The sequence below is a fragment of the Pseudomonas sp. Emmai genome, assembly GCF_055179735.1.
In genome coordinates this window covers 6860506-6886845 of sequence record NZ_CM143685.1, presented here as the reverse complement: position 1 = coordinate 6886845, position 26340 = coordinate 6860506, and the positions used below count along the sequence as shown (strand labels likewise).

Sequence of the window (26340 nt, the reverse complement as noted above, 5' to 3'; positions counted from 1 at the left end):
TCCACAAACGCCTTCGCGGGCAAGCCTCGCTCCTACAGGATTGATATGTGCCGTGAAAATGGCGCATGACCTGTAGGAGCGAGGCTTGCCCGCGAAGGGGACCTCAAGAACGACGGAAGCTTCAAATCAACGCTGAACGACGCGCATCTGATTCGGTTCTTTCGGCAAAACCCGCTTGGCCACCACATAGTGGCTTTCCCAATACGGCTTTTTCAGCGTATCGATGGACACCGCTTTGCCACGACGTGGTGCGTGGATGAAGCGGTCGTTGCCCAGGTAGATGGCGACGTGGTTGACTCGACGGCTCTTGATGTTGAAAAAAATCAGATCGCCGGGCTTGAGATCCTTGCGATCGACTTTCTCGCCATGACCACTGGCCATCGCGTTGGACGTGCGCGGCAGGTCGAACGTAGCGTCGTTGAACGCGTATTTCACCAGGCCACTGCAATCGAACCCTTTACTTGGGCTGCTGCCGCCCCAACGGTAAGGAGTACCGAGGACGTTCACGGCACGGCTCAACACGTTGCTGCTTTGCTTGGTCGCCATTGGCGGCACCAGCTTGCTGTTGGCGGTGGCCAGCGTGGTGGAGTGTTTGGCACTTTGCTTGTTTTTGCTCGAAGGAGCAGAAACATGGGATTTCGGGGTGTAACCATTAACGTTTGGAAGACGTTGCTCACGATTGGTGGCGTGGGCGGCCAGTGGCATCAAAAGGCAAATGGTTAGCCATGTCTTGAAAAATGGACGCATTAGGCAAGGCTCATATGGGTTAGCGCGCAACTTTATAACAGCTTTTTTGACCCTTCCGAGCCCGTTGGTCGATTGGACCTTGGAGTCAACGGAACCAAATAAGCGGTAAATTGACGCGATTGTCTGACAGAGGTCAGGTGGTATAAGGCTTTGACGGGAGTGAAGGTAGCATTTGCCATACGTCGGGTGCTCGTAAAAAAGTCACAAAGAATTCAACAATATTTATCTATCGTCTGAAACGAGGTCATCAATGAACAGCTATCGACACCCTGGCGAATACCAAGACACCCACAGCAAAGTCATTGGTTACCTGCTGTGGATTTTCGGTTTTACCGGGGCTCACCGCTTCTATTACGGCAAGCCGGTGACCGGGACGATCTGGTTCTTCACTTTCGGTTTGTTCGGCATCGGCTGGCTGATCGACCTGTTCCTGATCCCGGCCATGGACCGTGAGGCAGACCTGCGTTTTACCGCTGGGCCGATCGAATACAACGTCGCGTGGATCCTGCTGGCGTTTCTTGGGGTGTTCGGCGTGCACCGGATGTATCAGGGGAAGTGGATCAGCGGTTTGCTGTACCTGGTGACGGGCGGGGTGTTCTTTCTGGGGGTGTTGTATGACTTCTGGACGCTGAATGATCAGGTGTCGGTGCGTAACGCGCAGAGCCAAAGATAAGAGCGAAGATGATGATCGTTCCCACGCGGAGCGTGGGAACGATCAACGGGGGCAAGCCCCCTCGCCACAAGGTGTTAAGCCTGGTGGCTGATCCGCCCATCCACCAGGGTGTAACGCACTACGCCCGGCAAGCTGTGGCCAATGAACGGGCAGTTCTCGCCCTTGGACAGCCAGGTTTCACCGGCCACGGTCGAGGCCGCCGGGTCGAACAGCACGATGTCCGCCGCACCGCCCACCGCCAACTTGCCCGCCGGCAAGCGCAAGGCCTCGGCTGGCCCTGCGCTCAAGCGCGCGAGCAGGGTCGGCAGATCGAGCAAGCCATCCTCCACTAAGGTCATCGCCAACGGCAGCAACAGCTCAACACTGCTGATCCCTGGCTCGGTGGCACCGAACGGCGCCAGTTTGGCGTCCCGCTCGTGGGGCTGGTGATGGCTGGAGATGGCCGAAACCACACCGGACTTCACCGCCGCCCGCAGGCCATCGCGGTCGGCGCGGGTGCGCAGCGGCGGCTGGACGTGATAAAGGCTGCTGAAGTCGATCAGCGCTTCGTCGGTCAGGATCAACTGGTACAGGGCGACATCGGCGGTCACCGGCAATCCACGGGCCTGGGCCTGAGCGATCAGGGCCACGCCGCGAGCGCTGGTGAGCTGGCTGAAGTGCGCACGCACGCCGCTTTGCTCGACCAGCAGCAGATCCCGGGCCAGGGCCACGGTTTCAGCGGTTTCCGGAATCCCCGGCAAGCCAAGGAAACTCGCGGTCGGGCCTTCATGGGCCAGGCCACCTTCGGCCAGGTCATGATCCTGAGAGTTGAAAATCACCGTCAGGTCGAACGTCGCCGCATATTCCAGCGCCCGACACAGCGTGCGGGTGTTGCGGAAGCTCTCCAGGCCGTTGCCGAAGGCCACGCAGCCGGCATCGCGCAACGCGACCAGTTCGGCCAGCTGCTCGCCGTCCAGGCCTTTGCTCAGGGCGCCAATCGGGAACACCTTGGTGTTGCCGGCCTCCCGGGCGCGGTCGAGGATCAGTTCGGCCACGGCGGAGGTGTCGAGCACCGGTTTGGTCTTCGGCGGGCAGCACAGGCTGGTCACGCCACCGGCGGCAGCGGCGCGGGTTTCGCTGGCAATCGAGCCTTTGCGGCTGTAACCCGGTTCGCGCAGGGCGACGTTCAGGTCAACCAGCCCAGGCGCGGCCACCAGGCCTTTGGCGTCGATGGTCTCGACCGGAACAAAACCGGCCGGCGCCGCGCCAAGGGCAACGATCTTGCAGGCTTCAACATGGATATCGGTAACTTGATCCAGGCCCGAGGCTGGATCGATGACGCGTGCGCCGAGAATGCTGAGCTTCACTGGGCGTTCTCCTGCTCGAATTGGCGCTGGGCTGTTTGCCCGCTCATGGCCATGGACAGCACGGCCATACGAATCGCAATACCGTAAGTCACCTGGTTGAGGATCACCGAGTGCGGGCCGTCGGCTACCGCCGACTCAATCTCCACCCCACGGTTGATTGGCCCCGGGTGCATGACGATGCAATCCGGTTTGGCCCCGGCCAGGCGCGCGGTAGTCAGACCGAACAGGCGGTAGAACTCGCCTTCGCTCGGCAGCAGGCCGCCGGTCATGCGCTCACGTTGCAGGCGCAGCATGATCACCACGTCGACGTCTTTCAGGCCTTCGGTCATGTCGGTGTAGACCTTCACGCCGTATTGCTCGATGCCGATCGGCAGCAGGGTTTTCGGCGCGATCACGCGGATGTCCGGGCAGCCGAGGGTTTTCAGCGCGAGCATGTTCGAGCGCGCGACCCGCGAGTGCAGGATGTCGCCGACGATGGCCACGGAGAGGTTTTCGAAGCCGCCCTTGTGCCGACGAATCGTCAGCATGTCGAGCATACCCTGGGTCGGGTGCGCGTGGCGGCCGTCGCCACCGTTGATGATTGCCACTTGCGGGCAAACATGTTCGGCGATGAAGTGCGCGGCGCCGGAGTCACCGTGGCGCACGACGAACATGTCGGCGGCCATGGCTTCCAGGTTGCGCAGGGTGTCGAGCAGGGTTTCGCCCTTGCTCGCCGACGAGGTCGACACGTTCAGGGTGATCACGTCCGCCGACAGGCGTTGGGCCGCCAGTTCGAAGGTGGTGCGGGTGCGGGTGGAGTTCTCGAAGAACACGTTGCACACGGTCTTGCCGCGCAGCAACGGGACCTTCTTCACCGCCCGGGCGCCGACTTCGAGGAACGAGTCGGCGGTGTCGAGGATTTCCGTCAGCAGCTCGCGGCGCAAACCGTCGAGCGAGAGGAAGTGGCGCAGCTGGCCCTGATCATTGAGCTGCAGCGGGCGCTTGGTATCTAGAGGCGTCATCGCGAGGGGGACTCTCAATAGGGCGGATTAAAGGGCGAGGTCTTGCAGTTCGAGCACCAGCGGTGACGGGCCGGACAGCTTCACCCGTTCGTGGGCCGCCAGTGACAGGGTTGCGCCGACCACGTTCGGGCGGATCGGCAGCTCGCCGGCGTCCAGGTCCAGCAGGCATACCAGCGTCACGCTGGCCGGGCGGCCATAGTCGAACAGTTCGTTCAAGGCGGCGCGGATGGTGCGGCCGCTCATCAGTACGTCGTCGATCAGCACCAGATCCTGACCTTCGATCTCGAACGGCAGGGCCGACGGGCGCACTTGCGGGTGCAGACCGTTCTGGCTGAAGTCGTCGCGGTAGAAGGACACGTCCAGGGTACCGAGGGGCGAGTCGCTGCCCAGTTCATCGAGCAAGGCCTGGGCGACCCAGACGCCGCCGGTACGAATACCGATGTAGCGCGGTTCGCTGATGCCACGGTGTTCCAGGTGTGCCTTGAGACGGATCGCCATCTGGCTGATCAGTTCGGCGGGATTGGGCAGGCTCATGGTTGCTCCTTCTTGGGCCCGAGCCCTGCCTTTGAGTAAGGCGGCGTGGTTTGGCTCGGGTTGTCGCTATAGAGAGGCGTCGAGACGACTCTTCAGGATTCGAACAGTGCGGTGTTTTCGTCGAGCCAGCCTTGCAGCAGCAGCGCGGCGGCAATGGCATCGACCGGGTTGTCGCGGTAACTGCCTTTTTGCCCGCCACGATCACGCCGCTCGCCCTTGGCTTCAAAAGTGGTCAGGCGTTCGTCGTGGGTATAGAAGGGCAGGTTGTAGCGGCCGTTGAGGCGGCGGGCGAACTTCTCGGCCCGCAGGCACATGTCGCTCGGCGTACCGTCCATGTTCAGCGGCAGGCCGACCACCACGGCGTCGGGTTTCCATTCCTTGATCAGGGCTTCGACCTGATTCCAGTCTGGGATACCGTTTTGTGCCTTCAAGGTGCACAGCTCGCGAGCCTGGCCGGTAATCACCTGGCCGACCGCCACGCCGATCTGTTTGGTGCCGTAGTCAAAACCCAGGATCAGTCGCAGGGCCATCAGGCGTGGCCCGCCTGGCTGGTCAGCAGGCTGAGGTTGACACCTAAGTGCCGGGCCGCCGCTTCGAGGCGCGATTCGCTGCTGGTATTGAAGAGGATGTCGGCGTTGTACGGGCAGGTCAGCCAGGCGTTGTCCGCCAGCTCGGCTTCCAGTTGCCCGGCTTCCCAACCGGCGTAGCCGAGGGTGATCACGCTTTTTGCCGGACCGACGCCGTCGGCGATGGCGAACAGCACGTCCTGGGAGGTGGACAAGGACAGCTCGCCTTCCAGATCAACGGTCGCCTGGAAGGTTTTCCCCGACGGATGCAGGACAAACCCGCGATCGGTCTGCACCGGCCCGCCGATAAAGATCGGCACATGCTGACAGAGCACGGGCGGCTCGATGTCAGGGCGCAGTTGCTCGAGGATATCGGCCAGGTTCAGTTCTTGCGGACGGTTGACCACCAGCCCCATGGCGCCATTGGCCGTGTGCTCGACGATGTAGGTCAAGGTGTGCGCAAAGTTCGGGTCGGCCATGTGAGGCATGGCGATCAGGAAGTGATGCTTGAGGTAGCTGGGGCTGACGTTCTTCATGAGCGCTAGTGTGGCGTTGGAGGGGCGAACTGACAAGCTGGGGATGTGTAGGAAATGGCTGCGCGGGTGTGTTTTTGATCTGGGTTTGCTTGAGGGCCCCTTCGCGGGCAAGCCTCGCTCCTACAGGAGCGAGGGCGTCGGCCCGATCAACAAATCCATCGGTCAGTTACTGGAGAGCTTGTCCCCGCGCGCAAACTTCCACGTCCGAATGATTTCCAGCCGGTCGATGTCCGACAAATCCCCGGTAAACGGCGAAAACGGTGCCGCCAGCCGCACGATCCGCTGGGCCGCCTGGTCCAGCAGCGGCTGCCCGGAGGATTCCAGCACCAGCACTTCGTAAAGCGAGCCGTCGCGGTTGATCGAGACCATCAGGCGCAAGTTGCCGTAGATCTGCTTGCGTCGCGCTTCGTCGGGGTAGTTGAGGTTGCCGATGCGCTCGACCTTCTTGCGCCATTCGTCCTTGTACCAGGCGCCCTTGTCTTTCATGGTCGAAGCCGCGCTCAAGCGGTGGATGCGCGGGCGCTTGGCGTACAGCTGTTGTTCGTTGGCCAATTCCGCTTCCAGGCTGGCAATGTCGCTGGACAGCTGCGAGCTGTCGAACGTCGGCGCGGCCACGGCGGGTTTGGGCGGGGTCTTGGGTTCTTCGTTCTTGGCCGGGGCTTTTTTCGGCTTCGGCGCGACGGTGGTCACCGCAGCCTTGGGCGCGGCGTCACGCACTTCGGGCTTGGCTGCCGGCGGTGGAGTGACTTTCTGCACCTTGTTGTCCTGGAACGGCGCGACCTCGGTGGTCTTGGGAATCGCCTTTTTATCCAGGGTGCCGCTGCCTTGCTGATTTTCCTGGGCGAGGAAATCGGCTTTTTTCGGCTTGGTGTCGCTTTTGAACGTGGCGAGGGTGATTTCCAGGGTTTTGCTGATCTGCTTGGGTTCGACCATGGAAAAGCCGACGCCCAACAGCAAGGCCAAGTGAATCAACGCCGCGAGAAACAGGGTAAAACCGAGGCGATCGGCCGGGCGCACGCCACGATGGGCGAGTTCAACGGGCAGATCGGACGGGAGCGTCATAACAGAAAAACCAACATCGCGTTTTTACGGGCTCGGCATGATAACGCAATGTTGGTTTTTAGCTTCAAGGTTCAAGCTTCAAGCGACAAGTTGCACGCCGAGCGCTTCAAACTTGCGGCTTGTGGCTTGCAGCTTGCAGCTTCTTCTCGATCGCCTCCATCAAGAGGCCGCCAATATCGGTGCCAAACGCGTTATCAATCTCGCGAATGCAGGTCGGGCTGGTGACGTTGATTTCGGTCAGGCTCTCGCCGATCACGTCCAGACCCACGAACAGCAGGCCTTTCTCACGCAGGGTCGGGCCGACCTGGGCGGCGATCCAGCGGTCCTTGTCGCTCAACGGACGGGCTTCGCCACGACCACCGGCGGCGAGGTTGCCACGGGTTTCGCCCGCCGCCGGAATGCGCGCCAGGCAGTAATCCACCGGCTCGCCGTCGATCATCAGGATGCGTTTGTCGCCGTCCTTGATTGCCGGCAGGTAAGCCTGGCCCATGATCTGCTGGGTGCCCAGGGCGGTCAGGGTTTCGAGGATCACCGACAGGTTCGGATCGCCCGCGCGGTGACGGAAGATCGAGGTACCGCCCATGCCGTCCAGCGGCTTGAGGATCACATCGCCGTGCTTGGCGGCGAATTCACGCAACACGTCGGCGCGGCGGCTGACCACGGTCGGCGGCGTGCACTGCGGGAACAGCGTGGCGAACAGCTTTTCATTGCAGTCGCGCAGGCTCTGCGGCTTGTTGACCACCAGCACGCCCGCGCGCTCGGCTTGCTCCAGCAAGTAGGTGGAGTAAACGAATTCCATGTCGAACGGCGGATCCTTGCGCATCAGGATCACGTCCAGATCGCTCAGCAACGCGTCGGTCTCGGCTTCCAGTTCGAACCACTTCTCCGGGTTGGCGAACACCTTCAGCGGCCGCATCCGCGCCCGTGCTTCACCTTCGCCCTGGTACAAATCCTTCTGTTCCATATAGAACAGTTCCCAGCCGCGCTTCTGTGCGGCCAGCAGCATGGCCAGCGAGCTATCCTTTTTATAGGAGATGCTGGCGATAGGGTCCATGACAATCCCGACGCGAACGCTCATGGGTTTTTCCTCGAAATGGGGTGGTCCGAAAGGACACGAAAAAGTGGCGTCAGAGTGGCGCTGAGTGTGTTCCCGGTCAAGGAAAAACCACCGCGCCCGTCGGCCGATAGATTGGTCATTGAGACTGTGCTAAAAAGGTCGCCAAGTGCGACTGGCCCTTCACCATCAAGGGTTTGAAGCCGTCAAACGGACAAATTGATTCGCAAAGGCGACGGTAGAGCATTTATGGAACAGCATTCCAGCGCCTTGAAGGTCATGGTGATCGACGATTCGAAGACGATTCGCCGCACCGCCGAAACGCTGCTGAAAAACGTGGGCTGTGAAGTCATCACCGCCGTCGATGGTTTCGATGCGCTGGCCAAGATTGCCGACAATCACCCGGGCATTATCTTTGTCGACATCATGATGCCGCGCCTGGATGGTTATCAGACCTGCGCTTTAATCAAGAACAACAGTGCGTTCAAGTCCACGCCAGTGATTATGCTGTCGTCCAAGGACGGGTTGTTCGACAAGGCCAAGGGGCGCATCGTCGGCTCCGACCAGTTTTTGACCAAGCCTTTCAGCAAGGAAGAACTGCTGAACGCGATCCAGGCCCATGTTCCGGGCTTCGCCGCCGTTTTGCCGCAGTAGGACACGCACAGTGACGCTCGGCCAACGGGCCCGGCGTCGACAAGAAGAATGGGGAAGACCATGGCACGTATTCTGATCGTCGATGATTCGCCGACCGAAATGTACAAACTGACCGGCATGCTGGAAAAGCACGGTCATGAAGTGTTGAAAGCCGAAAACGGCGCCGACGGCGTGGCGCTGGCCCGCCAGGAAAAACCCGACGCCGTGCTGATGGACATCGTCATGCCCGGCCTCAACGGTTTTCAGGCCACCCGCCAGTTGACCAAAGACCCGGACACCGGGCACATCCCGGTGATCATCATCACCACCAAGGATCAGGAGACCGACAAGGTCTGGGGCACCCGCCAGGGCGCCAAGGACTACCTGACCAAACCGGTCGACGAAGAAACCCTGATCAAGACCCTGAACAACGTGCTGGCCGGTTGATCGCCCGGTCATGAGCGAGTCGCTGACGGCTTTCGAACTGCTGCTGCAGATCGACCAGCGTTGTCGCGTGCTGGCCGCAGACTTGCCGTCCCAGCCGTCGCGACAGGACAACTGGAGCGGCATCGGTTTTCGCCTGGGCGAGCACTGGTACGTCGCGCCGATGGGCGAAGTCAGCGAAGTCCTGCATGAACCGCGCTACACCCAACTGCCGGGGGTCAAGCCTTGGGTCAAGGGCGTGGCCAACTTGCGCGGGCGGTTGTTGCCGATCATGGACGTGTGCGCTTTCTTTTCTGATCAAGAGCTCGGTCATGAGCTGTCGGCGGTGCGCAAGCAGCGGCGGGTGTTGGTGGTGGAATACAAAGACGTATTCGCCGGGTTGATGGTCGATGAAGTCTACGGTTTGCAGCACTTCGCCCAGGACAGCCTGGAAGCGGTGCCGCCGAACGAGATCAGCGGCGCGATGGACGCGTTCGTCCAGGGCCGGTTCCAGCGTGAACAGAGCTGGCAAGTGTTCAGCCCGTTTGCGTTGGCGCAGTCCCAGGATTTCATGCATGTCGCGGTGTAGGCACCGCAATCCCGTAGGAGCGAGGCTTGCCCGCGAAGGCGTCGTGTCAGTCGACATTAATGTTGAATGAATAACCGCTTTCGCGGGCAAGCCTCGCTCCTACAGGGGATGGGTTGAATTGGGCAGTACAGGCGAGGACCGATGACAAAAGCAAAAACAGGTGCCCCGGAAGGGTCCCGCAGCCGTTCGCAGATCATCGTGCTGTTTATCGCGCTGATCATCTTCATCATGCTGCTGTTCGCCAACTTCGCTTACCTCAACACCCAGGCCACCTACGACAAGCAGTACATCGGTCACGCCGGTGAGCTGCGCGTGCTGTCCCAGCGCATCGCCAAGAACGCCACGGAAGCCGCCGCCGGCAAGGCTGCCGCGTTCAAGTTGCTCAGCGATGCGCGCAATGATTTTGCCCAGCGCTGGGGTTACCTGAAAAAGGGCGACCCGAGCACCGGCCTGCCGCCCGCGCCGTCCACCGTGCGCCCGGAAATGCGCGCCGTGCAGCTGGACTGGGAACGCCTGCTGAAAAACACCGACGCCATTCTGTCCAGCGAACAAACCGTGCTGTCCCTGCATCAGGTCGCCGCGACCCTGGCCGAAACCGTGCCGCAGTTGCAGGTCGAGTACGAAAAAGTCGTCGAAATCCTCCTGCAGCGCGGTGCCCCGGCAACTCAGGTCGCGATGGCCCAGCGTCAATCGCTGTTGGCTGAACGGATTCTCGGCGCGGTGAACACGGTGTTGTCCGGCGACGAAAACTCGCAGCAGGCCGCCGACGCCTTCGGCCGCGATGCCGCCCGTTTCGGCCAGGTGCTCAACGGCATGCTCCAGGGCAACCCGGCGCTGAAAGTCAGCCAGGTCGAAGACAAAGATGCCCGGGCGCGCCTGACCGAAATCTCCGAACTGTTCGAATTCGTCTCCGGCTCGGTGGATGAAATCCTCGAAACCTCGCCGGAACTGTTCAAAGTCCGCGAGTCCGCCACCAGCATCTTCACCCTGTCGCAAACCCTGCTCGATGAAGCCTCGCACCTGGCCACCGGTTTCGAAAACCTCGCGGGCGGGCGCAACACCGACACCATCGGCGGTTACGTGCTGGGCCTGTTGGCGCTGATGTCGATCATCCTCATCGGTCTGGTGATGGTTCGCGAAACCAACCGCCAGCTCCAGGAAACCGCCGAGAAGAACGAGCGCAACCAGAACGCGATCATGCGCCTGCTCGACGAAATCGAAGACCTGGCCGACGGCGACCTGACCGTGACCGCTTCGGTGACCGAAGACTTCACCGGCACCATCGCCGACTCGATCAACTATTCCGTGGACCAACTGCGCGATCTGGTGGCGACCATCAACCTCACCGCCGGCCAGGTCGCCGCCGCCGTGCAGGAAACCCAGGCCACCGCCATGCACCTGGCGCAGGCCTCGGAGCATCAGGCGCAGCAGATTTCCGAAGCCTCCACGGCAATCAACGACATGGCGCAGTCCATCGATCAGGTCTCGGCCAACGCTGCCGAATCCTCCGCGGTGGCCGAGCGTTCGGTGGAAATCGCCAACAAGGGCAACGAGGTGGTGCACAACACCATCCACGGCATGGACAACATCCGCGAGCAGATCCAGGACACCGCCAAACGCATCAAGCGCCTGGGCGAGTCTTCCCAGGAAATCGGCGACATCGTCAGCCTGATCGACGACATTGCCGACCAGACCAACATCCTCGCCCTCAACGCAGCCATTCAAGCCTCCATGGCCGGTGACGCCGGGCGCGGCTTTGCCGTGGTCGCTGACGAAGTGCAAAGGCTGGCCGAACGTTCGTCCGCCGCGACCCGACAAATTGAAACCCTGGTCCGGGCGATCCAGACTGATACCAATGAAGCGGTGATTTCCATGGAGCAGACCACCACCGAAGTGGTGCGTGGCGCGCGGCTGGCGCAGGATGCCGGGGTGGCCCTGGAAGAAATCGAAGGCGTATCGAAGACCCTGGCGGCGCTGATCCAGAGCATTTCCAACGCCGCGCAGCAACAGACGTCGTCCGCCGGGCAGATTTCCCTGACCATGAACGTGATCCAGCAGATCACCTCGCAGACTTCGTCCGGCTCCACGGCGACCGCCGAGAGCATCGGCAACCTGGCGAAAATGGCCAGCCAGTTGCGGCGCTCGGTGTCGGGTTTCACCTTGCCGACCGAGCCCAAGCCGGCCACGGACAAGGCTTGAACCGCCTGCGGGCGTAAAGAATGAAGAGTGGAGTGGTTATGGGTGATCGGCACGACTATGTGGCCCTCGAGTGGGTCAAAGGCGAGATTGCCGAAACGCTGAAGCAGGCTCATCAGGCGTTGGAGCAACTGCTCGACGACCCCCAGGCGACCTACGCGCTGGGCGAGTGCCTGGCGTGTATCCATCAGGTGCACGGCAGTTTGCAGATGGTCGAGTTCTACGGCGCGGCCCTGCTCGCCGAAGAAATGGAGCAACTGACCGCTGCCCTGCAACAAAACCGCGTCAGTCATCGCGATGAAGCCATTCATCTGTTAAGACAGGCCCTGGGGCAACTGCCGATCTACCTCGACCGGGTGCAAGGCGCACGTCGCGACCTGCCGCTGGTGGTGCTGCCGCTGATCAACGATCTGCGCAGTGCCCGAGGCGAAAGCCTGCTCTCGGAAACCAGCCTGTTCAGCCCGCAACTGCCGGACTTGCCGCCGCTGGATCCGGACGATCTGGCGCTGCTGGAACCACCCGAATTACCGAATGTGCTGCGCAAATTGCGGCAGATGTTGCAGATGGCCTTGGTCGGTTTGCTTCGCGAGCAGGATGGCGAAACCAATCTGGATTACCTGACCAAAGTCTTCGCCAAGCTCGAAGCGTTGTGCGGTGACGCGCCGCTGAGCCCGTTGTGGCAGGTCGCGTCGGCGCTGGTCGAAGGCCTGCGCAATGGCGCGATTGCCAACAGCCCGGCCCTTCGCAGCCTGTTCAAGGACGCCGACAAGGAACTCAAACGCTTGCTGGAACAGGGCATGGCCGGGGTCAATCAGGCGCCGCCGCCCGAGCTGTTCAAAAGCTTGTTGTTCTACATTGCCAAAGCCGAACATCCCACCGGGCAGATGCTGACCATGAAAGATCGCTACGGACTGGACGATGCGCTGCCTGACAGCGCGATGGTCGACGAAGAACGCGCACGCCTCGCCGGCCCCGACCGCGATGCCATGCGCTCGGTGCTCGCCGCGCTGTGCGAAGAACTGGTGCGGGTCAAGGAACGCCTGGACCTGTTCGTGCGCAGCGACCGCCAGCACACCTCCGACCTGGAAAGCCTGCTGGCGCCCCTGCGGCAAATCGCCGACACCCTGGCGGTGCTCGGTTTCGGCCAGCCGCGCAAAGTGATCATCGATCAACTGGCGGTGGTGCTCAGCCTTGCCCAAGGCCAGCGCGAACCCAACGACGCGATCCTGATGGACGTGGCCGGCGCCTTGCTCTACGTCGAAGCGACGCTGGCCGGGATGGTCGGCACCGTGGAGCCGGAGAGCCAGGAAGAAAGCCGCCTGCCGACCACCGACCTGACCCAGATTCATCAGATCGTCATCCGCGAAGCACGGATTTGCCTGCAACAAGCCAAGGACATGATCGTCGACTACATCGACGCCGATTGGGATCGCCAGCAACTGCAACCCTTGCCGGCGCTGCTGACCCAGGTGCGCGGCGCACTGGCGATGATTCCGCTGAACCGTGCCGCGAGCCTGATCGAAGCCTGCAACGGCTTTATCCGCGAACACTTGCTGGTGGACACCGATCACCCCGGCTGGCAGCAACTCGACAGCCTGGCCGACGTCATCACCAGCATCGAGTACTACCTCGAACGCCTGAACGACGACCCGCAAGAACTCGATGAACACCTGCTCGACGTCGCGGAAAACAGCCTGGCCGCCCTCGGGTTTTTCCCTGCCGAAAAACTCGTCCCGGTACTTGAAGACGTACTGAGCCCCAACGAGGCCCAGGTCATGCAAGACCTGCAGGAACTGGACGATCCCGACACCGTGCAGTCCCTGGCCGCTGTGTTGGCCAGCCCGGTGTCCGCCGTCAACCCGCCGGCCCTGAACACCCCTGGCAGCCTGTTGCCGCCGCCGTCGGGTGAAGAACCGGTGGACGATGAACTGCGGGAAGTCTTTCTCGAAGAAACCGACGAAGTCCTGGACGTGCTGCGCGAATACCTGCCGCGTTGGTCCGCGAATGTTGACGACGCTGCTGCGCTGAGCGAACTGCGCCGCGCCTTCCATACCTTGAAAGGCAGCGGCCGGATGGTCCGCGCACTGGTGCTGGGCGAACTGGCCTGGGCCGTGGAAAACCTGCTCAACCGCGTGCTGGAACACAGCGTCGAGCCGGGGCCGGCGGTACAACAACTGCTGACCAACGCATTGAACCTGCTGCCGACGCTGATCACCGATTTTGCCGCCGACGCCCAGCGCCAGCGCGACGACGTCGACCGCTTGGCCGCCCGGGCTCACGCCTTGGCCAAGGGCGATGCGCTGCTGTCCGACGAAGACACCCAGGACGTCGCCGCCCTCGATCCGTTGTTGCTGGAGATCTTCCGCAACGAGGCCGAAACCCACCTCGCCAGCCTCAACCGCTACCTCGATCAAGCCGCCGAGCATGTGCCGCTGCAAGCCAGCGACGAATTGCAGCGGGCCTTGCACACGCTCAAGGGCAGCGCCTCGATGGCCGGTGTGGTGCCGATTGCCGAACTCGCCGCGCCGCTGGATCACCTGGCCCGGGAATACAAGGCGCACCTGATTGCGCTGGACCTGGATGAGGTCGAGTTGCTGCTGGAAGCCGAAGGGCTGTTCCGCCTCGGCTTGCGTCAACTCAAGACCGATCCACTGGCCGAGATTCCCGGCGCCCGTTCGTTGATCGAGCGCACGCGAACGTTGCTGGACGAACGCCTGGAAGCGATCCTCAGCGCGCCGAATCGGGGCCTGCGGATCAAGCGCGATCCGCAGTTGATCAACAACTTCCTGGCCCAGGGCATGGACATCCTGCTCGACGCCGAAAGCCTGTTGCGCCGCTGGCAGCAACACCCCGGCGAGCGCCAGGAACTCAGCGCGTTGCTGGATGAGCTGACCACCCTCGGTGAAGGCGCGCACCTGGCCGACCTGCACCCGGTGGATGAACTGTGCGAAGCCTTGCTCGACCTGTATGGCGCGGTGGAAGAAAGCAGCCTGGCGGTCAGCGACGAGTTTTTCCATGAAGCGCAAAGTGCCCACGAAGCGCTGATCAACATGCTCGACGAACTGGCCGCCGGCCAGGAAGTCAGCCCGCAACCGGAACGGGTCCGGGCCTTGCGCGATTTGCTCGACACCAGCCTCGATCCGTCGGCCACGGGCCTGATTCGCAGCGATGGCAGTCGTAGCCTGAGCATTCGCGAACTGGGCACTGCCACCGCTGAGCTGTCGAAAACCGCGACGCAACTTGAACACGACGACGAGATCGTTTCGATCTTCCTCGAAGAAGCGGTGGATATCCTCGAAAGCGCCGGCCAGGCCTTGCAGCGCTGGTTGAACGACCCGGATAACGCCGCACCGTTGTCGTCGTTGCAGCGGGATTTGCACACCCTCAAGGGCGGCGCGCGCATGGCCGAGGTTGAAGAAGTCGGCGACCTGGCCCATGAGCTGGAGAATCTTTACGAAGGCTTGGTTGACCGCCGTTACAGCCACAGCGAAGCGCTGGCGCGGTTGCTGCAAACCAGTCATGACCGCTTGGCGGTGCTGCTGGAACAGTTGCAGCAGCAGAAAGCCTTGGGTGATCCGAGCGAGCAGATCGAAGCGATTCGCCAGTTCCGCCAAAGCCACGCCAGCACGCCAGAAGCTGTCGAGCCGACCCACGAACATGATTCCCCCGGCCATGACCCGGAGCTGCTGGAGATCTTCCTCGAAGAAGGTTTCGACATCATCGAAAACTCCGGCGCGGCGCTGGTGCGCTGGCAGGCCGAGCCGTCGAATCGCCAGGAAGTGGAAACCCTGCTGCGGGATTTGCACACCCTCAAGGGCGGCGCGCGGATGGTGGAAATCGCCCCGATTGGCGACCTCGCCCATGAGCTGGAATTCCTTTACGAAGGCTTGTCCGCCGGGGTGCTGCAACCGACGGCGCCGCTGTTCACGCTGTTGCAAAGCAGCCATGACCGTTTGGCGCAGATGCTCGATGCCACCCGCGCCGGGCAACCTTGTCCGCCAGCGGACCGGTTGATTGATGCGATCAAGAATTTCAGTCATCCGGCCGTTCCTGAAGCCCCGGTAGTCGCGCCTGTTGTGGCTAAACCGGAAGTGCCGACGCCCGAGGCCGGCGCGGACATGGTCAAGGTTTCGGCCGAGTTGCTGGACGATCTGGTCAACCTCGCCGGGGAAACTTCGATCTTCCGTGGCCGTATCGAGCAGCAGGTCAACGACGCCCGCGTGGCCCTGAGCGAGATGGAAACCACCATTGAGCGGATGCGCGATCAGTTGCGGCGCCTCGACACCGAAACCCAAGGGCGGATTCTCAGCCGCCAGCAAGTCGAAGCCGAACGCTTGGGCTACGAAGAATTCGATCCGCTGGAAATGGACCGCCATTCGCAGTTGCAGCAACTGTCCCGGGCGCTATTCGAATCCGCCTCCGACTTGCTCGACCTCAAGGAAACCCTCGACCGGACCAATCAGGACGCGGACAACCTGCTGCAACAGCAGGGCCGCATCAACACCGAATTGCAGGAAGGCCTGATGCGCACGCGCATGGTGCCGTTCGAACGAATGCTGCCGCGTTTGAAACGTATCGTGCGTCAGGTCTCCAGCGAACTGGGCAAGGACGTGGAGTTCGTCGTCGGTAACGCCGAAGGCGAGATGGATCGCAACGTGCTGGAACGCATGGCCGCGCCGCTGGAACACATGCTGCGCAACGCTGTGGACCATGGCCTGGAATCCACCGAAGCGCGGATCGCGGCGGGCAAACCGGCCCAGGGTCGTATCACGTTGGACCTGTCGCGAGAGGGCGGCGACATCATTTTCGACATCCGCGACGACGGTGCCGGCGTGCCGCTGGACGCGGTGCGAAGCAAGGCGATCAAGCGCGGCATGCTCGCGCCGGACAGCGACATCAGCGACCGCGACGTCCTGCAATTCATCCTGCAACCGGGGTTCTCCACCGCCGAGAAAATCACCCAGATTTCCGGGCGTGGCGTCGGTATGGACGTGGTGCATGAAGAGGTGCGGCAACTGGGCGGCAGCATGGTGATCGACTCTGTGCCGGGGCGGGGCGTGCATTTCCGCATTCGCCTGCCGTTCACCGTGTCGGTCAACCGCGCGCTGATGGTGCAGTGTTTTGATGACCAATACGCAATCCCGCTGAACACCATCGACGGCATCGTCCGCGTGTTGCCCAACGAACTCGAAGGCCATTACCGCCTCGATCCGCCGACCTACAAATACGCCGGGCAGGACTACGAACTGTGCTACCTCGGCGAACTGCTGAAAACCAGCACCCGCCCGAAACTGCTGGGCCAGAGCCTGCCGCTGCCGGTGCTGCTGGTGCAATGCAACGAACGGCACATCGCCGTGCAAGTGGATTCCATGGCCGGTACGCGGGAGATCGTGGTCAAAAGCCTCGGCCCGCAATTTGCCGCCGTGCAGGGGTTGTCCGGGGCGACGATTCTGGGGGATGGCCGGGTGGTGCTGATTCTCGATTTGCTGGCGCCGATCCGCGCCATGCAGGCCCGCGTGCCGCAACGCCCGGTGCTTCAGGAAATGGAAGCCGAGCCGCACAAGCCGTTGCTGGTGCTGGTGGTGGACGACTCGGTCACCGTGCGCAAGGTCACCAGCCGTTTGCTCGAACGCCACGGCATGAACGTGCTCACCGCCAAGGACGGGGTCGATGCCATGTTGCTGCTTGAAGAGCACATGCCCGACGTGATGCTGCTCGACATCGAAATGCCGCGCATGGACGGCTTCGAAGTCGCCACCCAAGTGCGCGCCGACGAACGCCTGCAACACCTGCCGATCATCATGATCACCTCCCGCACTGGCCAAAAACACCGCGACCGCGCCATGGCCATTGGCGTCAACGACTACCTCGGCAAGCCGTACCAGGAATCGGTGCTGCTCGAAAGCATCGCCCTGTGGAGCAGAACCCATGCTTGAGCATCGCACCAGCAACCTCACGGGCCTGTTGCTGCCCTTGGCGGATCGCAACTTGATCCTGCCCAACGTCGCCGTCGCCGAGTTGATCGACTACCAACCAGCGGCGTTCGACCTCGATACACCGCCGTGGTACCTGGGGCTGGTGACGTGGCGGGATCGGCAGATTCCGTTACTCAGTTTTGAGTCGGCATGTGGCAGCAAAGTGGTGATCGGCGAGCGCGTCAGGATCGTCATTCTCAATGCCCTGGGCGGGCGGCCGGAGTTGAAGTTCATTGCGCTGTTGGTGCAGGGGATTCCGCGCTCGTACAAGTTGGATAGCCAATTGAGCTATGTGGATGTGCCGTTGTGTCCGCTTGAGCAAGCGGCGGTGCAGGTGGGGGAGCAAGTGGCGAAAGTGCCGGATTTGCTGGCGCTGGAAGAACTGCTGATCACTGCCGGCCTAACCCACTGATCGTTCCCACGCTCTGCGTGGGAATGCCTCAAGGGACGCTCCGCGTTCCAGCTCTCGAATGGGACGCAGAGCGTCCCGGGCTGCATTCCCACGCAGAGCGTGGGAACGATCAGGCGTAACGGCTAGAGCTTGGCCTCAGCCAACGCCTCATGGTGATCCAGCACCCGCTCCACCAACAATTGCACGCCATCGGTCAAACGGCTGATCGCCAAAGCTACCGAACGGCGCGTGCCTTCCACATCGTCCGCCAAATCGGCAGCAATCGCGCTGATGGACAGCAAGTCTTCGGAAGCGTTGGCCAGCAGGGCCTCGGGGTCGTTGATTCCCGGGGCAACGGCGAAGAGTTGGTATTTCCGGCGCTTGGCGGGTTTTGCATCCGCCGGGGGGAAGTAATGGGCGAAGGCGCGGTCGGCGGCTTCTTTCATCTTTTCGGCATCGAGGGATGGTTGGGAATCGGTGCCGGATTCTGGGGGGTTGGGGGTAGCTTTGAACATAGTGAAATCTCCAGTAATGAGTTTCAGCTGCTCCCTCGGTTCCAGCCGAAGGGGTGGCAGCTGTACGCGGGCTGGAACCCGAGGTGGAGAAAACCCGGTAGACCCGAAGGTCTCCCGCGCACAGCCGCCATAACTGAATGCACACATTAAAGGTGCGCAAGCATACGTCATGAGGGGCGCTTTCGCGCCTTCTACACCTCGGGATTCCAGACCCGGTCGCTGAATTGGCAGCGACACACAAACGATAAAGATCAACGCAAAACCCCACCAGTCAGCGTGTTCCCCCATTGCTGTAGGCAGTGACGTCAGACCGCGTAGCCGCCAACCCTTCCTGCGCCGCAACTTTTAAACACAAATCCCCCGGCGGTCGAACTCCCTGTGGCGAGGGGGCTTGCCCCCGTTGGGCTGCGAAGCAGCTCCAAAATCTGCAACCGAGGTGTATCAGGCACACCGGGTGCGATGGTTTTACGACTGCTGCGCAGCCGAACGGGGGCAAGCCCCCTCGCCACAGGAGTTGATCGTTCCCACGCGCAGCAAAGGAATGCAGCCCGGGACGCTCCGCGTCCCAAGAGCCGAACGCGGAGCGTCCGTTGAGGCATTCCCACGCAGAGCGTGGGAACGATCAAAGTCCCAAAAAGGGACTGATCGGTCCTCTTTTGGGACTGATCGAAGATCGCGGTGATTGGTCTGGCCTCTTTGCGGGCAAGCCTCGCTCCTACAGGTTTGTGTCGTTCGCAGAGGTTGTGTACGACGCGACCTTGTAGGAGCGAGGCTTGCCCGCGAAGACGTCAGCCCGGCCAACCATTACCCTGACCGTAACGATCCGTCGCTCTGCTTGATTGATGCCCACTCCCCAACCCTCCTAAGGTGGCCCCACGACAGCGAACCCGTGGAGTGGTCATGACAACAACAATATCCCCCGACTCGCGATGGACGCGGCGGCGCAGCGAGAAGCAGCGGCGTCTTGAGTTGGTCAAAGGTTTTGCCGATGGCGTGGTGTTGCCCACCGACAAGATCGTCGCGGCGCTGGAGGCGTTGATTCTGCCCGGCGACCGGGTGGTGCTGGAGGGCAATAACCAGAAGCAGGCGGATTTCCTTTCGCGCTCCCTGGCCAAGGCCGATCCGGCCAAGTTGCACGATTTGCACATGATCATGCCCAGCGTCGGCCGCTCCGAGCACCTCGATTTGTTCGAACGGGGCATCGCCCGCAAGCTCGATTTCTCCTTCGCCGGCACCCAGAGCCTGCGCATCAGTCAGTTGCTGGAAGATGGCCTGCTGGAAATCGGCGCGATCCACACCTACATCGAACTCTACGCACGACTGGTGGTGGACCTCATTCCCAATGTCGTGCTCTCGGCCGGTTTCATGGCCGACCGCGCCGGCAACATCTACACCGGGCCGAGCACCGAAGACACCCCGGCATTGATCGAACCGGCAGCCTTCAGCGATGGCATCGTTATCGTCCAGGTCAATCAACTGGTGGACGACGTCACCGATCTGCCCCGCGTCGACATCCCCGCGTCCTGGGTCGATTTCGTGGTGGTGGCCGACAAGCCGTTCTACATCGAACCGCTGTTCACCCGCGACCCACGGCACATCAAGCCTGTGCACGTCCTGATGGCGATGATGGCGATTCGCGGGATCTACGAAAAACACAACGTCCAGTCCCTGAACCACGGCATCGGTTTCAACACCGCCGCCATCGAATTGATCCTGCCGACCTACGGCGAATCCCTCGGCCTCAAAGGCAAGATCTGCCGCAACTGGACGCTCAATCCGCACCCAACCCTGATCCCGGCCATCGAAAGCGGTTGGGTCGAGAGTGTGCATTGCTTCGGCACCGAACTGGGGATGGAAAACTACATCGCCGCCCGGCCCGACGTGTTCTTCACCGGGCGCGACGGCTCGCTGCGCTCCAACCGCATGTTCTGCCAACTGGCCGGACAGTACGCGGTGGACCTGTTCATTGGCGCGACCCTGCAAGTGGATGGCGACGGCCATTCCTCCACGGTGACTCGCGGACGTTTGGCCGGTTTCGGTGGCGCGCCGAACATGGGCCACGACCCGCGCGGTCGCCGCCATGGCACCCCGGCCTGGCTCGACATGCGCCACGACGATGCGCCGGAAGCCTTGCTCGAACGCGGCAAAAAACTCGTGGTGCAAATGGTCGAGACGTTCCAGGAGGGCGGCAAACCGACCTTCGTCGAAACCCTCGACGCGGTGGAAGTGGCGCGTAAAAGCGGCATGCCGTTGGCGCCGATCATGATCTACGGCGACGACGTGACCCACCTGCTGACCGAAGAAGGCATCGCCTATCTGTACAAGGCGCGCTCGCTGGAAGAACGCCAGGCGATGATCGCGGCGGTCGCGGGCGTCACCGTGATCGGCTTGCGCCACAACCCGAAAGACACCGCCCGCATGCGCCGCGAAGGTTTGATCGCCTTGCCCGAAGACCTCGGCATCCGCCGCACCGACGCCACCCGCGAACTGCTCGCGGCCAAAAGCGTGGCCGATCTGGTGGAGTGGTCCGGTGGCCTCTACAACCCGCCCGCCAAGTTCAGGAGCTGGTAAATGCACGCACTTAACCTGCAACCCAAAACACTGACCCTGGCCGAGCGGCTGGCAGATTTGGCGGTGGACGCGCTGATCGACGAAGCAGACCTGTCGCCGAAACCGGCGCTGGTGGACCGTCGCGGCAATGGCGCGCACACCGATTTGCACCTGGGCTTGATGCACGCTTCGGCGCTGTCGTTATGGCCGGCGTTCAAGGAAATGGCCGACGTGGCCATCGAATTTGGCGACGTCGGTCTGCCGTTGCGCGAAGCCCTCGGACGGATCGGTCGGGAAGGGGAGCAAGCGATGCTCGCCACCACCGATGGCGTGAATACTCATCGTGGGGCGATCTGGGCGCTGGGGCTGTTGGTCGCTGCCGCCGCCCTTGAAAACACCAACGCCAGCGCCGTCACGCTGTGCGCCGCACGTTTGGCTTTGCTCGACGACCGTCACGCGCCACGCCCGCTAAGCCACGGCGCCCAAGTCGCCCAACGTTACGGCGCAGGTGGTGCCCGTGAAGAAGCGCAACTCGGCTTCCCTTCCGTCCTGCAACGCGCGCTCCCACAACTCAAACGCAGCCGCGCCCTGGGCCACGGCGAACAAAACGCTCGCCTCGACGCCTTGCTCGCGATCATGACCCGACTGGCCGACACCTGCGTTCTTTACCGCGCCGGCGAACAAGGCCTGCAAACCATGCAACTCGGTGCCCAAGCGGTGCTCGACGCAGGCGGCAGTGCCAGCCTCGGTGGTCGTCGCCGCTTGCATGAACTGGATGAACAACTCATCGCGTTGAACGCCTCGCCGGGTGGAGCCGCTGATTTGCTCGCCGCGTGCCTGTTCATCGACCGCCTCGAATTCGGAGCTTTCTGATGGAAACCTTATCCTTTGAATTCCCCGCCGGGCAGCCGCCCCGGGGCCGGACGCTGGTGGGCTGTGTTGGCTCGGGCGATCTGGAAGTGCTGATCGAACCGGGTGTGGCCGGCAAGTTGACCATCCAGGTGCAGACCTCGGTCAATGGCGCCGAACAACGCTGGCAGCATCTGTTTGCGCGGATGTTTGACGGTCAGACACCGCCGGCGATGGCCATCGATATCCACGACTTCGGCGCGACGCCGGGTGTGGTGCGCTTGCGTCTGGAGCAAGGCTTTGAGGAGATCGGCCATGACTGATCTCCTCAGCAAACACAGCTTCGTCGAACTCGGCGCGCGGCAACGGGCGAAAGCCTTGCTCGACGCCGGCACCTTCCGCGAATTGCTCGATCCATTTCAACGCGTCATGTCGCCGTGGCTGTCGCGCCAGGGCGTGGTGCCGCAAGCCGATGACGGCGTGGTGATCGCCAAGGGCAGCATCGGCGGTTTGCCGGTGGTGATCGCGGCGATTGAAGGCGCGTTTCAGGGTGGGAGCCTTGGAGAAGTCGGCGGGGCGAAGATTTCTGGTGCGCTGGAACTCGCCGCCGAAGATAACCGCAAAGGCATTCCAACCCGCGCCGTGTTGCTGCTGGAAACGGGCGGCGTACGGTTGCAGGAGGCCAATCTCGGGTTGGCAGCGATTGCGGATATCCATGCGGCGATTGTCGATTTGCGTCAGTACCAGCCTGTTGTTGGCGTCGTGGCGGGCAGCGTGGGTTGCTTTGGCGGGATGTCGATTGCCGCCGGGTTGTGCAGCTATTTGCTGGTGACTCAGGAAGCGCGGCTTGGCCTCAACGGTCCGCAGGTGATCGAGCAGGAAGCGGGGCTTGAGGAATACGACTCCCGGGATCGTCCTTTCATCTGGAGCCTGACCGGCGGCGAGCAGCGGTTCGCCAGTGGTTTGGTGGATCGTTATGTGGCCGATGATGTGGCGCAGATTCAACTGCAGGTCAGTGAATTGCTCAAGCAAGGCTTGCCGGAGCAGCAACGTAGCCAGCAGGCCGGGTTGTTTCTGGAGCGCTTGGCGCGATTGGATGCTGAACCGCAAATCGAACCGTCGGTGGTTCGCGATCTGTATCAAGGAGAGCGCTCATGAGAGGTTTGAACTGGTTTAACGCCTTGAGTACCGGTGCGAAACCGGTCGAAGGTTTGCCTGCTTCGTTGAAGGTGGCCGACGGCTTCTTGGGTGATCAACCCGTGCGGTTTATCGCGGTGGTGACTGATCCCGACAACCGCTTCGTCCGTGCTCGCAACGGTGAGGTCGGTTTGCTGGAAGGTTGGGGGTTGGCCAAAGCCGTGGATGAAGTCATCGCGGCCGACAGCGATAAATCTCAGAAGCGTGCCTTGATCGCCATCGTCGATGTACCGAGCCAGGCCTACGGTCGCCGTGAAGAAGCCCTCGGTATTCATCAGGCATTGGCTGGTGCGGCGGACAGTTACGCTCGCGCACGTTTGGCCGGTCACGCGGTGATTGGTCTGCTGGTGGGCAAGGCGATGTCCGGGGCATTTCTCGCTCACGGGTATCAAGCCAATCGCCTGATCGCCCTGCGCGACCCGGGCGTGATGGTGCATGCGATGGGCAAGGCCTCGGCCGCGCGGGTGACGTTGCGCAGTGTCGAAGAACTCGAAGCCCTGGCCGCCAGCGTGCCGCCGATGGCGTATGACATTGAAAGCTACGCCAGCCTCGGTTTGCTCTGGGAAACCTTGTCGGTGGAGCAGATTGAGCAACCGACGGCGCAGGATCTGACCCGCGTGACGGAGTGCCTGAATCAAGCGATCAGCGATGTCGCCGCGAAAGGCCGCGACCTGAGCAGTCGCTTGGGCGCCAGCAACCGCGGGGCGTCGAGCAAGGTGCGTGAACTGCTGAGAGCGCAGTGGTGAATACGTTTCTGGCTCACGACTTGCTCTGGGGCATGACCCCGGAGCAGTTGCCGGTGGATGCGCCGATGTGGGCGACAGATGCTTTGGCTCAGGGTCAGCCAGTGGTGGTCCGGCGTGCGTTGTGCGCGCCGGGTCAGGTTGCCGTCGGCGTACGTGGGCCGATGCGTGAGCAGCGGTTTGCGACGGTGATGGCAGTCGAGGCGATTCAGCGTCGGGTCAAACCTGAAGATCTTCGTCATGTTTCGATTGATCGGGATCTACCCGCATTGCGCGCACTGACTCAACTGCGGGCGATGCTGGATGCTTGCGGTTTCGTCTGGGGTATCAGCGGCAGCGCCGGTTTCGAATTGGCCAGCGGAATTGACGCCTTGCATGAACGCAGCGACCTCGACCTGATCCTGCGCACACCGCAACCCTTGAGCCGCATGCAGGCCCGGGAACTGGTGAAGATTTTCGATACCGCCGCGTGTCAGGTGGACATGCAATTGCAGACGCCTTTCGGTGCCATCGCCCTGCGCGAATGGGCCGGGCCTGCGCGGCGAGTCCTGCTGAAAAACGCTACTGAAGCTTGTCTGGTACTTGATCCGTGGAACCCCCAGGAGCAAGCGGCGTGAGCAGTTTGCTGGTGTTCCCGGGCCAAGGTGCGCAGCAGCCGGGCATGCTCCATCGTTTGCCTTTGGAAACGGTGACGGAGGCGAGTGAAGTCCTCGGCGAAGACGCGTTGCTGCTGGATTCTGCCGAGGCGTTGAAGACGACGCGGGCGGTTCAACTCTGTTTACTGATCGCTGGCGTCGCGGCTTCACGGCAATTGCAGGAGCCAGCGGATTACGTGGCCGGGTTGTCCATCGGCGCCTATCCGGCAGCGGTGGTTGCCGGGGCTCTGGGCTTCAGCGATGCCCTGCATCTGGTCAGCCTGCGCGGTGAGCTGATGCAACAGGCTTATCCACAGGGCTACGGCATGACCGCGATCATCGGTCTCGATTTATCCACCGTCGAACAGTTGCTCGCGCAGGTTCACAGCAATGAAACGCCGGTGTACCTGGCCAATATCAACGCCGATAACCAGGTGGTGATTGCGGGTAGCGATGGGGCGATGAAAGCCGTGGCGCAGTTGGCGAAAGGTCACGGTGCAGGTCTGGCCAAGCGTCTGGCCGTCAGCGTGCCGTCGCACTGTCCTTTGCTGGACGCGCCAGCGAAAACCCTCGCCGAAGCCTTCGCCAAGGTGTCACTGAAAACCCCATCGATGGGCTACCTGAGCGGCAGTCGCGCCCGGCCCATCGTCAACGTCGAAGCCCTGCGCGACGACCTCGCTTTCAATATGTGCCGCGTCGTCGATTGGCGCGGCACCGTGCAAAGCGCCTACGAGCGCGGCGTACGGCTACAAATCGAACTGCCGCCCGGTGCGGTGTTGACCGGGCTGGCGCGCCGGGTGTTCGAGCAGGGCACCGTGATTGCCTTCGACGGTGCTCGCCTCGACACCTTGCAAGCGCTGTTGCGTGAGGAGGGAAGCCGCCAACCTTAAGACACCGACTCAGGCGTTCGAACAAACAAAAACAACATTCGAAAATGCATTTTGAGGACTACAACAATGATTATTTACGGTGTGGCGTTTCTCGCCTTTTGTACCCTGACGGGTATTTTTATCGGCGAGTTGCTTGGCAAGCTGATAGGCATCCCCGCCAACGTCGGTGGTGTCGGCATTGCGATGTTGCTGTTGATCGGCCTCGGCAGCTACCTCTACAAAACCGGCTGGCTCAAAGGCAAGACCGAGCAAGGCGTAGAGTTCTGGAGTGCGATTTATATCCCGATTGTCGTCGCCATGGCCGCACAGCAAAACGTGTACGGCGCGCTCAAGGGCGGGCCGATGGCGATTCTGGCTGGCGTGGCTGCAGTCACCATCGCGTTTGCCCTGGTTCCGGTCCTGGTTCGTATTGGCAACAAAGAACCGGCCCCGATCATTCCTCCTAAGACTGTCGGGTGAGCGCCATGTACGAATCGATGATGAAGGTGATTACCGGCTACGGCTTGATCAGTGGCTTTGCGATTGTCGGCGTGACCATGTGGGTGTCCTACTGGATTTCCAATACGTTCACCAAAGGCCGCTTGCACGGCTCGGCCATCGCCATTTTGCTTGGCCTGTTGTTGTCGTATGTCGGCGGTGCACTGACCGGTGGCCAGAAGGGCGTGGTGGACATCCCGCTGCTGTCCGGGATCGGTCTGTTGGGCGGTGCGATGTTGCGCGATTTTGCCATCGTGGCCACCGCGTTCGGCGTCAGTGTCGATGAGCTCAAGCGTGCCGGATTCGTCGGCGTGCTGGCCTTGTTCGTGGGTGTCGGGACCTCGTTCATTGCGGGGGTCGCGGTGGCCATGGCTTTCGGCTACACCGATGCGGTGAGCCTTACCACCATTGGGGCCGGGGCCGTGACGTATATCGTCGGTCCGGTAACCGGGGCCGCCATCGGCGCCAGCTCCGAGGTCATGGCGCTGTCGATTGCAGCCGGGTTGATCAAAGCCATTTTGGTGATGGTAATGACGCCGTTCGTGGCGCCGTTGATTGGTCTGAACAATCCACGCAGTGCGGTGATTTTCGGCGGCTTGATGGGCACGTCCAGCGGAGTGGCGGGCGGGTTGGCCGCCACGGATCCGAAGCTGGTGCCTTATGGTTGCCTGACCGCAGCGTTCTATACCGCGCTGGGTTGTTTGCTCGGGCCGTCGCTGCTGTTTCTGATCATGCGTGGGTTAATGGGCTGACGCCTT

General features: G+C 62.0%; 25 protein-coding genes. 16 read left to right on the top strand and 9 right to left on the bottom strand.

Going from position 1 to position 26340, the window contains the following annotated elements:
- Nucleotides 1-126 precede the first annotated feature (126 nt).
- The gene (locus ACY4LX_RS31650; RefSeq protein WP_149659726.1) at nucleotides 127-747 is read right to left on the bottom strand and encodes a C40 family peptidase; all 621 of its coding nucleotides are present in this window, start codon (nucleotides 745-747) and stop codon (nucleotides 127-129) included.
- Nucleotides 748-997: 250 nt separating this feature from the next.
- On the opposite strand from ACY4LX_RS31650, the gene ACY4LX_RS31645 reads away from it, so the two are divergent.
- Entirely contained in the window at nucleotides 998-1420 is a 423-nt protein-coding gene (locus tag ACY4LX_RS31645) for an NINE protein (protein WP_149659725.1), read from the top strand.
- Nucleotides 1421-1494: 74 nt separating this feature from the next.
- Here the strand turns inward: ACY4LX_RS31645 and ACY4LX_RS31640 are convergent, their stop codons facing one another.
- From ACY4LX_RS31640 to gshB, 7 genes are all read right to left on the bottom strand, one after another.
- Nucleotides 1495-2766: a dihydroorotase gene (locus ACY4LX_RS31640; RefSeq protein WP_463258745.1), complete on the bottom strand. Its 1272-nt coding sequence runs from the start codon at nucleotides 2764-2766 to the stop codon at nucleotides 1495-1497.
- Nucleotides 2763-3767, bottom strand: a complete 1005-nt coding sequence (locus ACY4LX_RS31635; RefSeq protein ID WP_007913665.1) for an aspartate carbamoyltransferase catalytic subunit — start codon at nucleotides 3765-3767, stop codon at nucleotides 2763-2765. The genes ACY4LX_RS31640 and ACY4LX_RS31635 overlap by 4 nt, the downstream gene beginning before the upstream one ends.
- Nucleotides 3768-3794: 27 nt before the next feature.
- Nucleotides 3795-4301: a bifunctional pyr operon transcriptional regulator/uracil phosphoribosyltransferase PyrR gene (gene pyrR, locus ACY4LX_RS31630; RefSeq protein WP_149659723.1), complete on the bottom strand. Its 507-nt coding sequence runs from the start codon at nucleotides 4299-4301 to the stop codon at nucleotides 3795-3797.
- Between the two features lie 92 nt (nucleotides 4302-4393).
- Nucleotides 4394-4831 carry a Holliday junction resolvase RuvX gene (gene ruvX / locus ACY4LX_RS31625; RefSeq protein WP_005792259.1) on the bottom strand — a complete coding sequence of 146 codons (438 nt, stop codon included), beginning with the start codon at nucleotides 4829-4831 and terminating at the stop codon, nucleotides 4394-4396.
- Nucleotides 4831-5403, bottom strand: coding sequence for a YqgE/AlgH family protein (locus tag ACY4LX_RS31620; RefSeq protein WP_123404202.1), 573 nt, complete (start codon nucleotides 5401-5403; stop codon nucleotides 4831-4833). The genes ruvX and ACY4LX_RS31620 overlap by 1 nt, the downstream gene beginning before the upstream one ends.
- A 162-nt stretch (nucleotides 5404-5565) precedes the next feature.
- A complete protein-coding gene (locus tag ACY4LX_RS31615; RefSeq protein ID WP_463258744.1) occupies nucleotides 5566-6465 on the bottom strand; it encodes an energy transducer TonB in 900 nt (299 codons plus the stop codon).
- Nucleotides 6466-6571: 106 nt separating this feature from the next.
- Nucleotides 6572-7543, bottom strand: coding sequence for a glutathione synthase (gshB, locus tag ACY4LX_RS31610; protein WP_463258743.1), 972 nt, complete (start codon nucleotides 7541-7543; stop codon nucleotides 6572-6574).
- A gap of 225 nt (nucleotides 7544-7768) precedes the next feature.
- Between gshB and pilG the strand changes: the two genes are divergently transcribed.
- The 6 genes from pilG to ACY4LX_RS31580 all read left to right on the top strand — a co-directional run bounded on the left by pilG (nucleotide 7769) and on the right by ACY4LX_RS31580 (nucleotide 17747).
- Nucleotides 7769-8173, top strand: coding sequence for a twitching motility response regulator PilG (pilG, locus tag ACY4LX_RS31605; protein ID WP_111448588.1), 405 nt, complete (start codon nucleotides 7769-7771; stop codon nucleotides 8171-8173).
- 60 nt (nucleotides 8174-8233) lie between these two features.
- A complete protein-coding gene (pilH, locus tag ACY4LX_RS31600) occupies nucleotides 8234-8599 on the top strand; it encodes a twitching motility response regulator PilH (protein WP_027926574.1) in 366 nt (121 codons plus the stop codon).
- A 10-nt stretch (nucleotides 8600-8609) separates the two neighbouring features.
- Entirely contained in the window at nucleotides 8610-9164 is a 555-nt protein-coding gene (locus ACY4LX_RS31595) for a chemotaxis protein CheW (protein ID WP_149659720.1), read from the top strand.
- 141 nt (nucleotides 9165-9305) lie between these two features.
- Complete coding sequence (locus ACY4LX_RS31590; protein ID WP_463258742.1) at nucleotides 9306-11363, top strand: methyl-accepting chemotaxis protein; 2058 nt, start codon at nucleotides 9306-9308, stop codon at nucleotides 11361-11363.
- A gap of 38 nt (nucleotides 11364-11401) precedes the next feature.
- Complete coding sequence (locus tag ACY4LX_RS31585) at nucleotides 11402-17296, top strand: Hpt domain-containing protein (protein ID WP_463258741.1); 5895 nt, start codon at nucleotides 11402-11404, stop codon at nucleotides 17294-17296.
- The gene (locus ACY4LX_RS31580) at nucleotides 17289-17747 is read left to right on the top strand and encodes a chemotaxis protein CheW (protein ID WP_463258740.1); all 459 of its coding nucleotides are present in this window, start codon (nucleotides 17289-17291) and stop codon (nucleotides 17745-17747) included. The genes ACY4LX_RS31585 and ACY4LX_RS31580 overlap by 8 nt, the downstream gene beginning before the upstream one ends.
- 122 nt (nucleotides 17748-17869) lie before the next feature.
- Here the strand turns inward: ACY4LX_RS31580 and ACY4LX_RS31575 are convergent, their stop codons facing one another.
- A complete protein-coding gene (locus ACY4LX_RS31575) occupies nucleotides 17870-18241 on the bottom strand; it encodes a DUF6124 family protein (RefSeq protein ID WP_463258739.1) in 372 nt (123 codons plus the stop codon).
- Nucleotides 18242-19141: 900 nt separating this feature from the next.
- Between ACY4LX_RS31575 and mdcA the strand changes: the two genes are divergently transcribed.
- From mdcA to madM, 9 genes are all read left to right on the top strand, one after another.
- Nucleotides 19142-20812, top strand: a complete 1671-nt coding sequence (mdcA, locus tag ACY4LX_RS31570) for a malonate decarboxylase subunit alpha (RefSeq protein WP_133835608.1) — start codon at nucleotides 19142-19144, stop codon at nucleotides 20810-20812.
- Complete coding sequence (locus ACY4LX_RS31565) at nucleotides 20813-21664, top strand: triphosphoribosyl-dephospho-CoA synthase (protein ID WP_463258738.1); 852 nt, start codon at nucleotides 20813-20815, stop codon at nucleotides 21662-21664.
- Nucleotides 21664-21963: a malonate decarboxylase subunit delta gene (locus tag ACY4LX_RS31560; protein ID WP_123404225.1), complete on the top strand. Its 300-nt coding sequence runs from the start codon at nucleotides 21664-21666 to the stop codon at nucleotides 21961-21963. Before ACY4LX_RS31565 ends, ACY4LX_RS31560 begins: the two co-directional genes overlap by 1 nt.
- Nucleotides 21956-22798 (top strand): biotin-independent malonate decarboxylase subunit beta, encoded by an 843-nt coding sequence (locus ACY4LX_RS31555; RefSeq protein WP_463258737.1) that lies wholly within the window; start codon nucleotides 21956-21958, stop codon nucleotides 22796-22798. Before ACY4LX_RS31560 ends, ACY4LX_RS31555 begins: the two co-directional genes overlap by 8 nt.
- Nucleotides 22795-23583 (top strand): biotin-independent malonate decarboxylase subunit gamma, encoded by a 789-nt coding sequence (gene mdcE / locus ACY4LX_RS31550; protein WP_463258736.1) that lies wholly within the window; start codon nucleotides 22795-22797, stop codon nucleotides 23581-23583. The genes ACY4LX_RS31555 and mdcE overlap by 4 nt, the downstream gene beginning before the upstream one ends.
- On the top strand, nucleotides 23577-24197 hold the full coding sequence (locus ACY4LX_RS31545; RefSeq protein WP_463258735.1) for a malonate decarboxylase holo-ACP synthase: 621 nt from the start codon (nucleotides 23577-23579) through the stop codon (nucleotides 24195-24197). Before mdcE ends, ACY4LX_RS31545 begins: the two co-directional genes overlap by 7 nt.
- Entirely contained in the window at nucleotides 24194-25105 is a 912-nt protein-coding gene (gene mdcH, locus ACY4LX_RS31540; protein WP_463258734.1) for a malonate decarboxylase subunit epsilon, read from the top strand. The genes ACY4LX_RS31545 and mdcH overlap by 4 nt, the downstream gene beginning before the upstream one ends.
- 66 nt (nucleotides 25106-25171) lie before the next feature.
- A complete protein-coding gene (madL, locus tag ACY4LX_RS31535; protein ID WP_149659709.1) occupies nucleotides 25172-25564 on the top strand; it encodes a malonate transporter subunit MadL in 393 nt (130 codons plus the stop codon).
- Between the two features lie 5 nt (nucleotides 25565-25569).
- Nucleotides 25570-26334 carry a malonate transporter subunit MadM gene (gene madM, locus ACY4LX_RS31530; RefSeq protein WP_149659708.1) on the top strand — a complete coding sequence of 255 codons (765 nt, stop codon included), beginning with the start codon at nucleotides 25570-25572 and terminating at the stop codon, nucleotides 26332-26334.
- The last annotated feature ends 6 nt before the right edge of the window (nucleotides 26335-26340 follow it).

What these genes read in the sequence shown, in the direction of transcription:
- ACY4LX_RS31650 (WP_149659726.1), bottom strand. Translation starts at nt 747, where the DNA reads ATGCGTCCATTTTTCAAGACATGGCTAACCATTTGCCTTTTGATGCCA.
- ACY4LX_RS31580 (WP_463258740.1), top strand. Translation starts at nt 17,289, where the DNA reads ATGCTTGAGCATCGCACCAGCAACCTCACGGGCCTGTTGCTGCCCTTG.
- ruvX (WP_005792259.1), bottom strand. Translation starts at nt 4,831, where the DNA reads ATGGCCCTGCGACTGATCCTGGGTTTTGACTACGGCACCAAACAGATC.
- madM (WP_149659708.1), top strand. Translation starts at nt 25,570, where the DNA reads ATGTACGAATCGATGATGAAGGTGATTACCGGCTACGGCTTGATCAGT.
- ACY4LX_RS31575 (WP_463258739.1), bottom strand. Translation starts at nt 18,241, where the DNA reads ATGTTCAAAGCTACCCCCAACCCCCCAGAATCCGGCACCGATTCCCAA.
- ACY4LX_RS31620 (WP_123404202.1), bottom strand. Translation starts at nt 5,403, where the DNA reads ATGAAGAACGTCAGCCCCAGCTACCTCAAGCATCACTTCCTGATCGCC.
- mdcA (WP_133835608.1), top strand. Translation starts at nt 19,142, where the DNA reads ATGACAACAACAATATCCCCCGACTCGCGATGGACGCGGCGGCGCAGC.
- ACY4LX_RS31590 (WP_463258742.1), top strand. Translation starts at nt 9,306, where the DNA reads ATGACAAAAGCAAAAACAGGTGCCCCGGAAGGGTCCCGCAGCCGTTCG.
- pilG (WP_111448588.1), top strand. Translation starts at nt 7,769, where the DNA reads ATGGAACAGCATTCCAGCGCCTTGAAGGTCATGGTGATCGACGATTCG.
- ACY4LX_RS31555 (WP_463258737.1), top strand. Translation starts at nt 21,956, where the DNA reads ATGACTGATCTCCTCAGCAAACACAGCTTCGTCGAACTCGGCGCGCGG.
- ACY4LX_RS31615 (WP_463258744.1), bottom strand. Translation starts at nt 6,465, where the DNA reads ATGACGCTCCCGTCCGATCTGCCCGTTGAACTCGCCCATCGTGGCGTG.
- ACY4LX_RS31560 (WP_123404225.1), top strand. Translation starts at nt 21,664, where the DNA reads ATGGAAACCTTATCCTTTGAATTCCCCGCCGGGCAGCCGCCCCGGGGC.
- mdcE (WP_463258736.1), top strand. Translation starts at nt 22,795, where the DNA reads ATGAGAGGTTTGAACTGGTTTAACGCCTTGAGTACCGGTGCGAAACCG.
- pilH (WP_027926574.1), top strand. Translation starts at nt 8,234, where the DNA reads ATGGCACGTATTCTGATCGTCGATGATTCGCCGACCGAAATGTACAAA.
- madL (WP_149659709.1), top strand. Translation starts at nt 25,172, where the DNA reads ATGATTATTTACGGTGTGGCGTTTCTCGCCTTTTGTACCCTGACGGGT.
- gshB (WP_463258743.1), bottom strand. Translation starts at nt 7,543, where the DNA reads ATGAGCGTTCGCGTCGGGATTGTCATGGACCCTATCGCCAGCATCTCC.
- ACY4LX_RS31595 (WP_149659720.1), top strand. Translation starts at nt 8,610, where the DNA reads ATGAGCGAGTCGCTGACGGCTTTCGAACTGCTGCTGCAGATCGACCAG.
- ACY4LX_RS31635 (WP_007913665.1), bottom strand. Translation starts at nt 3,767, where the DNA reads ATGACGCCTCTAGATACCAAGCGCCCGCTGCAGCTCAATGATCAGGGC.
- ACY4LX_RS31645 (WP_149659725.1), top strand. Translation starts at nt 998, where the DNA reads ATGAACAGCTATCGACACCCTGGCGAATACCAAGACACCCACAGCAAA.
- ACY4LX_RS31585 (WP_463258741.1), top strand. Translation starts at nt 11,402, where the DNA reads ATGGGTGATCGGCACGACTATGTGGCCCTCGAGTGGGTCAAAGGCGAG.
- pyrR (WP_149659723.1), bottom strand. Translation starts at nt 4,301, where the DNA reads ATGAGCCTGCCCAATCCCGCCGAACTGATCAGCCAGATGGCGATCCGT.
- ACY4LX_RS31565 (WP_463258738.1), top strand. Translation starts at nt 20,813, where the DNA reads ATGCACGCACTTAACCTGCAACCCAAAACACTGACCCTGGCCGAGCGG.